This window comes from Buttiauxella agrestis (assembly GCF_900446255.1).
Classification (GTDB): Bacteria; Pseudomonadota; Gammaproteobacteria; order Enterobacterales; family Enterobacteriaceae; genus Buttiauxella; species Buttiauxella agrestis.
Map to the genome: position 1 here is coordinate 2,678,679 of NZ_UIGI01000001.1, position 13,275 is coordinate 2,691,953.

The window sequence follows — 13,275 nt, forward strand, 5'->3', positions numbered from 1 at the left end:
CCATGTCCAGCCCGGTAATTCTGGCTATTGATGAGGGCACCACTAACGCCAAAGTGGTGGCGGTGAATAGTAACGGGGAAATCTGCGCCCGTTACAGTGTCGCCGTGGCAATGACGCACCCGGCTCCAGGGCTTGCGGAACAAGACCCCGTTGCGCTGTGGCATGCCGTGTGTGAAGCGCTGCGCGGCTGCCTGCAACAACTTGGCTCCGTCACCATCGCAGGCGTTGCGATAAGCAACCAGCGTGAGTCAGTGTTGGTGTGGCAGCGCAATAACGGCCAACCGCTCACGCCCGTCGTGAGCTGGCAGGATCGTCGTTCAGAACAGACTTGCGAGCAACTGTTAGCGCTGGGCCACGGTGAGCTGATCGCCCGCCTGACGGGCCTGCCCGTTGATCCTCTGTTCCCGGCGGCGAAAATCCGCGCCCTGCTCGATGCCATTCCGGACGGCATGAAACGTGCCGATGCGGGCGAGCTGTGTATCGGGACAATCGACTCCTGGTTGAACTGGCAACTGACTGCCGGGCATTCGTTCACTACCGACTACTCCAATGCCGCCCGCACCCAGCTGTTTAATATTTACCGGGGCGAATGGGACGACGAATTACTCAAATTATTCGGCATTCCGCGTACGGCGCTGGCGGAGGTGCGCGCATCTTCCGGGCACCATGGCGAAGTGCAAATCAACACCATTTCAGGTTTGCCGATTGGCACGCCAGTTCTGGCGCTTATCGGTGATTCACACGCGGCACTCTACGCGCAACGCAGCGTCTGTGGCCACGTGGTGAAAGCCACTTATGGCACCGGTTCTTCTTTGATGCTTTCGCTCCCGGAGCCGGTAAACCGCAGTAACCGCCTGAGCACTACGCTTGCCTGGCATGACGGCGAGCTGAACTACGCGCTGGAAGGCAATATCACTCACACCGGTTCCGGTGCCGCCTGGCTGGGGAAAATGCTAAATATCAACGACCCGGCAAAACTCACCGAGCTTGCACAATCGGCAGAAAGTAACCAGGGCGTCTATTACGTGCCTGCGCTTTCCGGGCTGGGTGCGCCGTGGTGGGATCTCCACGCACGCGGCATGATTTGTGGCCTGACGGACGCCGCTACGCCTGCGGTGCTGGCGCGAGCCGCACTGGAATCACTGGTCTATCAAATTGCAGATGTGTTTTTCGCTATGGAACAGGCGACCGGCGAGCGTCTCGAATCATTGTGCGTGGATGGCACCGCTACCCAAAACCACTGGCTGATGCAATTACAGGCTGATGTGCTGCAACGCCCGTTAATCATTCAACCCGCAGCCGAAATATCCGCACTCGGCGCGACGCTGTTAGCCGGGAAAACTCTCGGCTGGTGGCAAGACGGCACACCGCTTGCGGCACTGGCCAACTGTGGCGAGCGTTTGCTGCCGCAGGCAGAACAACAAAAAACCATGCAACAAAACTATAAACAATGGCTTGAAGCCGTGGCCCGTTGCCGCTTTCAGCCAAATTAAATCTATTTTGAGCGGAGTGAAGCTATGTCCAGAATCCCTAAACAACTGACCTTCGGTGTGATCATCGGAAACCGCGGGTTCTTCCCAAGCTATCTGGTCGCGCAGGCGCATGAACAGGCCGAAGCCCTGTTTAGCAAACTGGGCATTAAAACGATAATGCTGAAAGACGGAGAAACGCATCTCGGTGGCGTCGAAACCCGTCAGGATGCCAAAGTCTGTGCCGAACTTTTCCGCCAGCATCGTGACGACATTAATGGAGTGGTGGTGCTGTTGCCAAACTTTGGCGATGAAAAAGCGGTAGCAGAAGCGATTCGCCTTTCCGGTTTGAAAGTCCCGGTGTTAATCCAGGCCGAAGAGGACAATCTCGACAAAATGGGCCTGGCGACACGCCGCGACAGCTTCTGCGGGAAAATTTCCCTGTGCAACAACCTGCGCCAGTACAACATTCCCTTCACGCTCACCACGCAGCATGTTTGCGCGTTAAGCGGGGAAGTGTTCGAACAAGATTTACAGCGCTTCGCGCAAATCTGCCGGGTGGTGAAATCGATGCAGGGCGTGCGCATCGGGGCGATTGGTGCGCGCCCGGCCAGCTTTAACACCGTGCGTTACAGCGAAAAACTGCTCGAAAAAATGGGCGTGGCGGTTGAAACACTCGACCTGTCTGAAATTTTCACCCGCATCAAACACATCAGCGATGACGATCTGCGGGTGCATGAGAAGCGCGGCATCTTAATTGAAAACGCCGATGCCAGCGGCATTCCCGCCGATAAGTTAACCCAAATGGCAAAACTGTTTGTGGTGATCAGCGAATGGGTCGTGGCAAACGACATCGACACCACGGCGATCCAGTGCTGGACATCGCTTCAGGAAAACCTCGGCATTAATGTTTGTTCGATTATGAGCGTGATGTCCGGGCAGTTGATGCCAAGCGCCTGTGAAGTCGACGTGATGGGCGCATTGTCGATGTATGCCCTCGCAAGTGCGTCGCTTAACCCGGCCTCAATTGCCGACTGGAACAACAACTTCGGTGACGATCGCAACAAATGCGTGTTGTTCCACTGCGGGAACTTTGCCAGCAGTAGCCTGGAATCCCCATCGATGGGCACCGCCGATATTATCGGCACGACGGTCGGCAAAGAGAACACCTGCGGCGCAGTACATGGCCGTCTGAAAAGTGGCCCGCTGACTTACTTCCGCCTCTCTTCTGATGATTTTACCGGTGAGGTGAAAGCCTATGTCGGCGAAGGGCAATCCGTTGATGACGCGTTAGATACCGTCGGCTGCCGTGCGGTCATAGAAGTGCCGCATCTGGAAAATTTACTGGCGTGGATTTGTAACAATGGCTTTGAGCACCACGTCGCCATGAACCATTCGGCGACGGGTGTGGTTTTGCAGGAAGCGTTCAGTAAGTATTTAGGGGTTAACTGTTATCTGCATCGTTAATCATTTACAAGCCGCGCTCGTGCATTAATCGCGCCAGCGCGGCGTCATTAGCCAGAATTTCCCATGCACTACTCACCGCAAGCGGAATATCAACATGGCTAATAAAGTCACGCCCTTTCGGCCCGTAGCCCTGCGCATCATCTCTGATACGCGGGATTTCCCCCAGCGCCAACGAAATATACCGTTCAACCGGCCATAAGCCCTTTTCATGCAGGCTAAACGCGGTATGGGTTTCGTCACTGACTAACCGAGGCACAAAACCCGGCCAACTGCGCCATTGCGGCTGATGCGCATCGCCCTGCCAGACGCGTTCAAAGGTCGCGACGGTACGGCGCTGCATGGTCGGGTCCTGAATGAGTATCGCGCGAGCGGGCGTTATTTCCCGCGTTTGCATCAAATCATGAGTGAAGCGCGCGTTCTCACCGCAGTTAGTCGACTTCTCTTCGGTCAGCACTTTTTCTGCTGGGACTTTCCAGAACTCGGTCGCAATGTCTTTAATAATTGCGGCTTCTGCGCGGCCAGTGGTGGGAATCGTGTTGTAACGGGGATGTTTTGCAATCGCGGCGTATAAGAATGTTGTGGAATGACCAATCCCGCCGGTTATCAGCAGCGGCAGTTCGGTGTTTGCAGCAAGTTCACATGCCGCGTCAATGGTGGGGATAACGGCATTGCCTGCGAGGATAATCATATCTGCATCAGCCACCGCTGGCGGAGCGGCAAACTCATTGTGAGAAAGCCACTCACCAAGCGTATTAATGGCATTGATGGTCGTCGGCTGCAAAGCTGGAAATGTTGTCGTCAACATAACCCCTCCTTGTTAAAAACCAGCGTACATCATAACGCAGGCCGCGCCGTTACTGTATAGGGTTGCTCTGAGACTTGTGTTTACGCGAGCTTATAAATTCGCGCCTCCCACGGGTGCAGCCGATAGAGTTCATCAACCTGCGGATAATTCCCTAGCACACATTCTGCCCATTCGAGCGGCAACTCATCGCTCGTCCAGCGCGCCGATTTCGAGGACATATTGCACAGCACCACAAATTTCGTCCCATCCAGCACGCGGCTATAGGCATAAATTTGCGCGTGTTCTTCCAGTTCCAGCACGTAACGCCCGTAAATCAGCGTGCGTTCCTGGCGGCGCAACTGGATCAGGGCGCGATAGAAATTCAGCACGGAATCCGGGTCTTGCTGCTGGCTGGCCACGTTGATCATTTCAAAGTTGGCATTCACCTTAAACCACGGTTCGCCATCGCTAAAACCGGCATTCGGCCAGGCGTTCCACTGCATTGGCGTGCGGGAGTTATCGCGCCCGGTATTGGTCAGGAAAGCGATAATCTCGTCTTCGCTTTTGCCTTGCGCTTCCATCTCTCGCCACATGTTTTTCGCTGACACATCATCAAAATTTTCTCGCCCCTCGAAGCGGGTATTGGTCATACCGATTTCCTGCCCCTGGTAGATAAACGGCGTGCCCTGCATCAGAAAATAGAGCGCGGCAATACAGGTGGCGCTTTCACGCCAGTGATGTTCGGTGTCGCCCCAACGCGAGGTAATACGCGTCAGATCGTGGTTTTCCACATACAGCGCATTCCAGCCCTTACCTTCCAGCGCCTCTTGCCAGGCAGTGAAGATTTTCTTTAACACCGCAGGTTCCGGGCGCAAACCGGCTTCCGGTTCCCACAACCGCACATGCTCAAACTGGAACACCATGCTCAGACGATTACGGTGCTCCCCGACCCATTCTTCGGCGTGATCGGCAAACAGACCGTTCATCTCGCCGACGGTGACAATATCGTAGTGCTGCAAGACGTTACGGCTCATGTCATCGACATAATCCAATAGTCCGTCGTAGTTCAGGTGGCTTTTCATCGACGGCGCGTAGCGCAGTTTGTCAGGATTAGGCACATCAGCCAGCAGCGGCTCTTTTTTCAGATGCGCGATGGCGTCGATGCGGAAACCGTCGATACCTTTATCCAGCCACCAGCGCATCATGTCGTACACGGCGCGGCGCACATCGTGGTTTTCCCAGTTGAGATCCGGCTGGCGGCGGGTAAACAGATGCAGAAAATATTGCTCTGTTACCGGGTCAAACTCCCAGGTTGAGCCTTTAAAAATCCCTTCCCAGTTGTTCGGCTCCGCACCGTTTTTGCCATCGCGCCAGGTATACCAGTCACGTTTTGGGTTATCGCGCGACGAACGAGACTCAAGGAACCATGGGTGTTCATCGGAGGTATGATTCACGACAAGATCGATAATTAGCCGCATTCCACGCGCATGAACTTCACTCAGCAGGCGGTCAAAATCCGCCATCGTGCCAAACTCCGCCATGATCTCCTGATAATCGCTGATGTCGTAGCCGTTATCGTCATTCGGCGATTTGTACATCGGGCAGATCCAAATCAGATCGATGCCCAGGTCTTTGAGGTAATCGAGCTTTTCGGTGATACCGTTCAGGTCGCCAATCCCATCCCCGTTGCTGTCCTTAAAACTGCGCGGATAAATCTGATAGGCCACCGCCTCTTTCCACCAGTTCGCCATCGTTTATCTCCCGATTAATAAAGCAAAAGATTCATAAGGTTGTAGCTCAAGGCTCACCGCCAACTGGTCGCGCGGTGCGTAGTTGCTGATCAAACATTCGCCGTGCCAGTTCTGCATAGATTCTGGGATGTGGAGCGTGAGATGTTGCGCCGTGAAATTGTTCACGACCAATAAACGCTCGTCTTGCAGCGTTCTGAGCCAGGCGAAAACCTGCGGATGTTCTGGTAAGACTTGCTGGAAATCACCATAAACCAGCACCGGGTACTGTTTGCGCAAGGCGATGAGCTTTTGGTAATGCCAGAGAATGGAGTCCGGTTGTGCGAGCGCTGTCGCAACGTTGATATCGCGGTAGTTTGGGTTGACGGCAATCCACGGCGTGCCCGACGTAAAACCAGCATTCGGGCTGGCGTCCCACTGCATCGGCGTGCGAGCATTATCGCGCCCGTTAGCATGAATCCCGAGCATCATGTCCTCGTGGCTGACGCCTTGCGCCAGCCGCTCTTTGTACAGATTCAGACTCTCGATGTCGCGGTATTCATCGATATTCCCGAAGCGCACGTTGGTCATGCCGATCTCTTCGCCCTGATAGATATACGGCGTCCCTTTCAGACCATGCAGCACCGTGGCGAGCATTTTGGCCGACACTTCGCGGAACTCGCCCTCGTCACCAAATTTCGACACCGCGCGCGGTAAATCATGGTTGCTCCAGAACAGCGAATTCCAGCCCTGATGCGCCAGAGCGGTTTGCCATTTGTCGATAACCGCTTTAAAACTTGCGAGTTCAAACGGCTTGCTGCGCCATTTCCCGGCGTGCTCATCCCAGAACTGTTTGATGTGGTCGAACTGGAAAACCATCGAGAGTTCTTCGCGCTCGGCCCCGCTATACAGCAGCGCGTCTTCAGGCGTGGCACTCCAGGCTTCACCGACCGTTACAGTGTCCCCATTGCCAAAGGTGGCGCGGTTCATCTGGCGAATTAACGCGTGCAGATGTTTGCCGTTCGCCATAATCTGCGCGTCCACTTCTTTACCAATCAGGTCGATAACGTCCATGCGAAAACCGCCGATACCTTTCGCCAGCCAGCGGTTCATCATGGCATGGACTTCTTCGTGTACGCGTGGGTTTTCCCAGTTCAGATCTGGCTGGCGCACAGAAAACTGGTGCAGATAATATTCGCCGCTGGCCTCGTCAAGCGCCCAGCCGCTGCCGCCAAAGTAAGAATGGAAATCATTCGGCGGGCCGCCGTCAGCCGCAGGTTTGCGCCAGATATAGAAATCGCGATACGGGTTATTTTTCGATTTCAGCGCTTGGATAAACCAGGGGTGTTCATCAGAGGTGTGGTTGACGACTAAATCCATCAGGATATGAATATCGCGCTGTTTCGCCTGCGCAATCAGCGCCTCCATCTGCGCCATGGTGCCAAATTCGGCGGCAATATCTTCGTAGTCGGAAATGTCGTAGCCGTTGTCATCCATCGGCGAGCGGTAAACCGGCGAGAGCCAAATCAGATTGATGCCGAGCTGTTGCAGGTAGTCGAGTTTGCTGATGATGCCGGGAATATCGCCGATACCATCGCCGTTGCTGTCCATAAAACTGCGCGGATAGATTTGGTACACCACCGCATTGTGCCACCATTTTTTTTCCACTGATTTCTCCTTTTTTGTCGGATGACGCTGCGCTTATCCGACCTACAATACCTCGTTAGATCCGCACAAACGCCCGCCCGTCGCTGTTAAACAAGTAGCAATTCTCAGGCGGCAGACGCAGGCCGATGCGTCGGTCAGCTTTTATCTCAAGCCTGAAAGTATGGCGCATCACCAGCGGTTCGCTACCGTAACCGCTATTTACATACAGCAGCGTCTCGTTGCCCATTTGCTCAACAAACAACACTTCCGCTTCAATGTCTGCCTGCGCCAGTTCGGTTATCTGAACATGTTCGGGGCGAATACCGAGGCGCACAGCTTGCCCTTCAGGTACACCAGCCCCGTTCATCGGCAGCGAAATAAGCTGGCGGTTTTCCAGCAACACATCCGTGCGCTGGGCGTTGCCGCTCACCAGAACGCCGGGGATCAGGTTCATTTTTGGCGAACCGATAAACTGCGCCACAAACACGTTCGCCGGACGGTCGTACAGCTCAAGCGGCGTCCCAACCTGCTCGATTTGCCCTTGATTAAGTACCACGATGCGATCGGCAAGCGTCATCGCTTCGACCTGATCGTGGGTGACGTACAAAATCGTGGCGTTGATACGTTTATGCAGGGCAGCGATTTCCATGCGCATCTGCACACGCAGCGAAGCGTCAAGGTTTGAGAGCGGTTCATCAAACAAAAACAGGCTTGGCTCGCGCACAATCGCCCGCCCGATAGCCACGCGCTGGCGCTGACCGCCGGAGAGATCTTTAGGTCGCCGGTCAAGCAAATGCTCGAGTTGCAAAATACGCGCGCTTTCCCGCACTTTTTCATCAATGGTTTTGACGGGCAGTTTCGCCATTTCCAGCGCAAATGCCATATTCTGGTACACCGTCATATGCGGATAGAGCGCGTAGGACTGGAACACCATGCCGATGCCGCGCTCTGACGGAGAATCGTCGTTGACGCAAACCCCGTCGATACGCATCTCGCCGCCGCTTATCTCCTCAAGACCCGCGACCATCCGCAGCAAGGTTGATTTCCCGCAGCCGGACGGCCCAACCACCACCACAAACTCCCCGCTGTTGACTTCGAGATCGAGCGGTTTGATCACCTCAGATGCCGCGCCGTAGCGTTTTTGAATTTTATCGAGTACGAGTTGCGCCATGGTTATCCCTTAATCGCTCCACTGGTAAGCCCGCTGACAATGCGTTTCTGGAAGATAAGCACCAGCACGATAATCGGCAGCGTTACCACGACGGACGCCGCCATAATGCTGCCCCACGGCAGCTCAAAGGTTGAAGCGCCGCTGAACATACTGATGGCGACCGGCACCGTGCGTTTGTCGCCAGAAATAATAAACGTCAGCGCGAACATGAATTCATTCCACGCACCGATAAACGCCAGCAGCCCGGTAGTCACCAGCGCAGGCGCCAGAATCGGAGCAAACACCCGGCGTATAATGGTCCAGGTTTTGGCGCCATCAACAATTGCCGCCTCTTCCAATTCAACGGGAATCGACTTCATAAACGTGGTCAGCACCCAAACGGTGAACGGCAGCGAAAAGGTGGTGTATGAGAGCACCAGCGCACCGAGCGAGTCATACAGCCCAAGAAAACGCACCAGCTCAAACATGCCTGTTAGCACCGCCACCTGCGGGAACATTGAGACACACAGAATGGTGAACAGCAGGAATTTGCGCCCGCGAAACTGAACGCGTGCCAGCGCGAAAGAGGCCGTGATCGACACCAGCAGGCAGATGCCCACGGTTATCGTCGCCACCAGCACCGAGTTCAACAGGCTGCGGGCGATACCGTTATCGACCAGCGCGGTGACATAGTTTTGCCAGTGCCAACCGCTGGGTAAATAGGCCGGAAGGAACAGCTCCTGCCCGGTGCGCAATGACGTAATAATCGCGTAGTAAAACGGGAAAACGCAAAACAGCACCGCGCAGGTCGCACCAAAGTAGATAACCAGGCTATGGCCGAATTTCCGTTGCTGACGGGTCATTTTCATCACCGCTTCTCCTTCTCGTTTAAACGTGAGACGCGGATAAAGCAGGCGGCAATGCCCGCTACCATCATAAACACCAGCACAGACGCCGCCGAACCCATGCCCATATCCTGATACGAAATAATCTGCTCGCGGGCGTAACCAGACACCGACATCGTGGCCTCGCTGTTGGAGGTCAGCACAAAGATCAGATCGAAAATGCGCATCGCGTCCATCACGCGGAAAATCAGCGCCACAATCATCGCTGGCATAATCAGCGGCAGCGTAATACGTTTAAACCGCTGCCACGGGCTGGCACCATCCACGCGCGCCGCTTCGTAAAGATCGTTGGGGATCAATTGCAGTGCGGCCAGCAGCATCAGCGCCATAAACGGCGTAGTTTTCCAGACATCGGCAATCACCACCGCCCACATGGACAGCGACGGTTCGGCAATCCACGCCAGATGCGCCTGATAACCAAAGATTTTCGCCAGCAGATCGTTCACCACGCCGTACTGATCGTGGAACATCCAGCCCCACATTTTGGCGCTCACAATGGTCGGAATCGCCCACGGCACCAGAATCGCGGTGCGCACTAAGCCCTGGCCGCGAAATTTCTGGTTCATTAACAGCGCCAGCAACATGCCAAGAAACAGCTCAATGCCGACCGATACCACGGTAAACCACAGCGTATTGCCGACCGCCTGCCACCACAGCGGGTCCACCAGCACACCGCTGCTATCGCCGTCATGGGTGGCGTAATAGTTCGCCAGCCCCACCATCTGGTATTCGGAAGGGTTATCGAGCATCGCGTTGGTGAAGCTGAAAAAGAAGGTGCGCACCAGCGGCCAACCCGCCGCCAGTGCCAGAAGTAAAAGCGCTGGCGCCACCAGTATCCACGCGATACGGTGGCGTCGCTGTTGATAGCCTGAGTGCGCCAATTAATGCCAGTCCTTACCTTTGACACGCTCGAGGCGTTTTTGCAGATCCGCCACGGCAGTTTTGCCGTCGGTTCCACCATTTAGCACTTTAAAGGTCACGTTAAAGATGGCGTTAGAGACGCGCGGATACTGGCTTTGGGTTGCCGTTGCCGGGCGAGGAACCGCATTGGCGAAGATATCTTTAAACATGGTTAAATGCGGTGCAGCTTCCAGAACCGCTTTATCCTCATACAGCGCTGAACGCGTCGGGGCGAAGCCTAAATACTTAAGCTGCATCTTCTGCGAATCGGCATCGGTGAGGATTTTCAGCAGCGCAATCGCTGCATCTTTGTTTTTGGTATTGGCGTTAATCGACCACTGCCAGCCACCCAGGGCGTTGGCTGATTTACCCTCCGGCCCGGCAGGAAGTGGCGCTACGCCGACTTTGCCTTTGAGCGGGCTGTCAGCGCCTTGCGAGAGCAGATACGCATACGGCCAGTTGCGCATAAACAGCGCATCGCCATTCTGGAACACCGCTCGCGACTCTTCTTCTTTGTAACCCAGTGCGCCTTTCGGCGTGATTTTACCCATCCAGCCTGCGACCATATCCAGCGCTGCCGCAGCCTTCGGATTATTAATGGTCACGTTCCCTTTTTCGTCGATAAAGGTGCCGCCGCCGTAGGAATCAATCCACTCCAGCGCGTTACAAGTCAGCCCTTCATACGATTTCCCCTGGAAGATCATCCCCCAGAAGTTTTTGTGTCCGGCCTTGCGTTCTTCGGCCTGGATTTTGGTGGCGATACGCGTCAGATCTTCCCAGGTTTTCGGCGGCTGCTCGTTGTATTTTTCCAGCAGGTCTTTGCGGTAATAGAGCACGCCGGTATCCAGATACGCTGGCACCGCTTTCACTTTGCCGTTCACCGTGTCATTCGCCCACGGGCCGGGGAAGAAATCACCTTTCATATCGCCCACGGCATCGGTTAAATCGAGGGTTTGCTTATCGAGCAGGCCGACCCAGATGGTGTCGGACTGGAACAGATCCACCGCTTTTTCATCTTTGGCGGCAAACAGTTGCTGGAGCAGCGCCAGTTTTTCGTCAGACGCCGCCGGGAACTCGATAAACTCCAGCTTGTTGCTGGTCTGTTTTTCAAAACGGTCTTTGACGTAGTTGCAGTATTCCTTACCGCCAGGGGAGATCGGGCATTCCATACGCAGAGTATCGGCAAGCGCGGCGTTAGAAACGCCCGCCAGCGCTAAGGTAATAAGACTTAACGTCAGCTTTTTCATTGTTTCCTCTTTTGTTCAGACCAAACCGGAGGGAGTGCGTTTTAAACGCACCAATAAAAAAGCTAGTTAACAATCGAACCAGACGGCAACTTAGCTGGCTAACCTTTGCGCGATTTCTCGACGTGGTGCACGTAACGCTATTTTTTATTGAGCTTTTGTGTGGGACGGGCTACGGGGGTCATTGAGTGGGCGTTTGTACACGGAATGCTGTATTTCGAACGAGTTAATAAGTTCAGATTAAAAGTCGGTTTATCCAGGGTATATTCCAATCAATAACGTTTCTTTAATTAATGGATTAATTATGACTATTTATCAACTCAGCACGCGTATCAAATCGAATGCTCCACCCGATTCCCTGGTCTATGATTTATCTATTTATCGGATGGATTCGGATAGAAATAAATACTCTCTGATAGATGTGAAGCAACAACCTATTCAGGGAAATTATGAAACTCTAAAACACCCAACCGATAATATTAGCGAGTCACTTTCGACAATTTATATTATGGAAGTCACGCTTTATCGCAAAACGATGCTGCATACGCTGTGTGTTACTGCTTCACCGTTTACCCGGATGTACACATTAGAAGAGTTTGTATCCGGGAAAGCCTGGTCTATCGTTAAACGAGAAAACCCTTGTTATTTTGTATCAACGGGCACATCAAAACTGGAAAGTGAAGGTGGAAAGGTTGTAAAAGTAAATATATCCAGACCGGAAAGGCCGTTTATTGCCGAACAATATCCTATTGGAGACCCGCAGGATCCATTTGAAAAAAACATTATTGAAGAGCAAATAAAAAATAGATTTAACCAAGCTACATTCCCCGATCAGAATGCAAGTAGCTTATGTGGACCAGCGGCATTTTTCTATTGCCTGCAAATGGACAGGCCAGATGTTTATGCGCAAGCTGCAAAAGAAATTTGGCAATTTGGGAAAACTAAAATTGGCGCACTTGAGATCGCACCGGGGGACGGTTGTCGGCATCCTGAGGGTTCATTTTTTAGAAATGGAACCCGCCCCAAAATACTGGGACTGGACTGGATGACACTGGCGAGTCTGAGAGACTCCGAAAATAGCATATTGGACTTCGATACACTCGATTCCCCCGTTGCTGGAATCACCCTATGGCAAACGCTAACAGAATGGTTTGAGAAAGCGGGATATATAAAAGTGTTCAGTAATGTCGGAGCTACCCAGGCTGGAATTCAAGGCATGCAAGATCTAAATAACTATGTGCAGAAGGGATATAAAGTTGTTTCACTCATCAATGACAGCTTATTAGAAGGGAGTTCTTCCGAACGGGCGACATATCCTACTCACTGGATTGTCTGGGGTGGCCCGGCTGTTCAGGGAATAGACAGGGCGGTACATCTAAATTTATTTTCATGGGGTCAGATGCAAGATCAGATAAAACCTGGCAAAGATCTCTCTTTTTTCATTAATCGATTTTTCGGAGGGCTGGTTTTTAAACCAATCAAATAAACATGTGGATATTACGTAGTCTTATATTAGGTGGGCTTTTCTGTGTTTCAGCATGCAGCATGTTAAGCCCGAAGGCTGAATATATTCCAGAGGGGGACGAACTAAAAGCAGCCGTTGTTGGCGTTCCTTATCTTTTAAAGATCAACATCCTGGGGGGAAGAGTTATTGGCGGATGGTACGAATCCGAACCTGATTACAAACCAGGTTTAGTCACACCTAATGATGCTGGAATTTTCCTTCGCAACTGTCGTTTACCCGAGAGCAAAACGGAATCTTTCTTGCCTAAGACTCCACTATATAATGGTAATTGTATTGAAGTTTATGGCACTCCTACAAAAGCAGGAGAGCTAAAAATAAAAATTGATGGCGGTATGTACGGCAGCATGATCGCGCCAGCCAGCGAATTTAGCAAAGAATACAAAATAAACGTTATTCAGCCATAAAATCTACCCCCTAAACAGAAGGATCTCTGAGAGATCCTTTCTGTTTTTCAAAT

Annotated in this window: 11 protein-coding genes; 4 read left to right on the forward strand and 7 right to left on the reverse strand. The window is 53.0% G+C overall.

What is annotated here, in order from left to right:
- The first annotated feature begins 2 nt into the window (after positions 1-2).
- Both DY231_RS12775 and DY231_RS12780 read left to right on the forward strand, forming a co-directional pair.
- Positions 3-1,493, forward strand: coding sequence for an FGGY family carbohydrate kinase (locus DY231_RS12775; protein WP_115628782.1), 1,491 nt, complete (start codon positions 3-5; stop codon positions 1,491-1,493).
- A gap of 24 nt (positions 1,494-1,517) precedes the next feature.
- Positions 1,518-2,936, forward strand: a complete 1,419-nt coding sequence (locus DY231_RS12780; protein ID WP_115628784.1) for an L-fucose/L-arabinose isomerase family protein — start codon at positions 1,518-1,520, stop codon at positions 2,934-2,936.
- Positions 2,937-2,940: 4 nt separating this feature from the next.
- Here DY231_RS12780 and DY231_RS12785 read toward each other — a convergent pair whose 3' ends face one another.
- The 7 genes from DY231_RS12785 to DY231_RS12815 form a co-directional block, all read right to left on the reverse strand.
- Complete coding sequence (locus DY231_RS12785) at positions 2,941-3,741, reverse strand: YdcF family protein (RefSeq protein ID WP_115628786.1); 801 nt, start codon at positions 3,739-3,741, stop codon at positions 2,941-2,943.
- 80 nt (positions 3,742-3,821) lie between these two features.
- Positions 3,822-5,471 (reverse strand): alpha-glucosidase, encoded by a 1,650-nt coding sequence (locus DY231_RS12790; RefSeq protein WP_115628788.1) that lies wholly within the window; start codon positions 5,469-5,471, stop codon positions 3,822-3,824.
- 3 nt (positions 5,472-5,474) lie between these two features.
- Positions 5,475-7,115 (reverse strand): glycoside hydrolase family 13 protein, encoded by a 1,641-nt coding sequence (locus DY231_RS12795; RefSeq protein WP_115628790.1) that lies wholly within the window; start codon positions 7,113-7,115, stop codon positions 5,475-5,477.
- Between the two features lie 55 nt (positions 7,116-7,170).
- On the reverse strand, positions 7,171-8,265 hold the full coding sequence (locus tag DY231_RS12800; protein ID WP_115628792.1) for an ABC transporter ATP-binding protein: 1,095 nt from the start codon (positions 8,263-8,265) through the stop codon (positions 7,171-7,173).
- 2 nt (positions 8,266-8,267) lie between these two features.
- Complete coding sequence (locus DY231_RS12805) at positions 8,268-9,113, reverse strand: carbohydrate ABC transporter permease (RefSeq protein WP_115628794.1); 846 nt, start codon at positions 9,111-9,113, stop codon at positions 8,268-8,270.
- Positions 9,113-10,030, reverse strand: coding sequence for a carbohydrate ABC transporter permease (locus DY231_RS12810; RefSeq protein ID WP_256682666.1), 918 nt, complete (start codon positions 10,028-10,030; stop codon positions 9,113-9,115). The genes DY231_RS12805 and DY231_RS12810 overlap by 1 nt, the downstream gene beginning before the upstream one ends.
- Entirely contained in the window at positions 10,031-11,296 is a 1,266-nt protein-coding gene (locus DY231_RS12815) for an ABC transporter substrate-binding protein (RefSeq protein ID WP_115628796.1), read from the reverse strand.
- 301 nt (positions 11,297-11,597) lie between these two features.
- Between DY231_RS12815 and DY231_RS12820 the strand changes: the two genes are divergently transcribed.
- Both DY231_RS12820 and DY231_RS12825 read left to right on the forward strand, forming a co-directional pair.
- The gene (locus tag DY231_RS12820; RefSeq protein ID WP_115628798.1) at positions 11,598-12,779 is read left to right on the forward strand and encodes a hypothetical protein; all 1,182 of its coding nucleotides are present in this window, start codon (positions 11,598-11,600) and stop codon (positions 12,777-12,779) included.
- A 59-nt stretch (positions 12,780-12,838) separates the two neighbouring features.
- On the forward strand, positions 12,839-13,222 hold the full coding sequence (locus DY231_RS12825) for a hypothetical protein (protein ID WP_115628800.1): 384 nt from the start codon (positions 12,839-12,841) through the stop codon (positions 13,220-13,222).
- Positions 13,223-13,275: the final 53 nt, after the last annotated feature.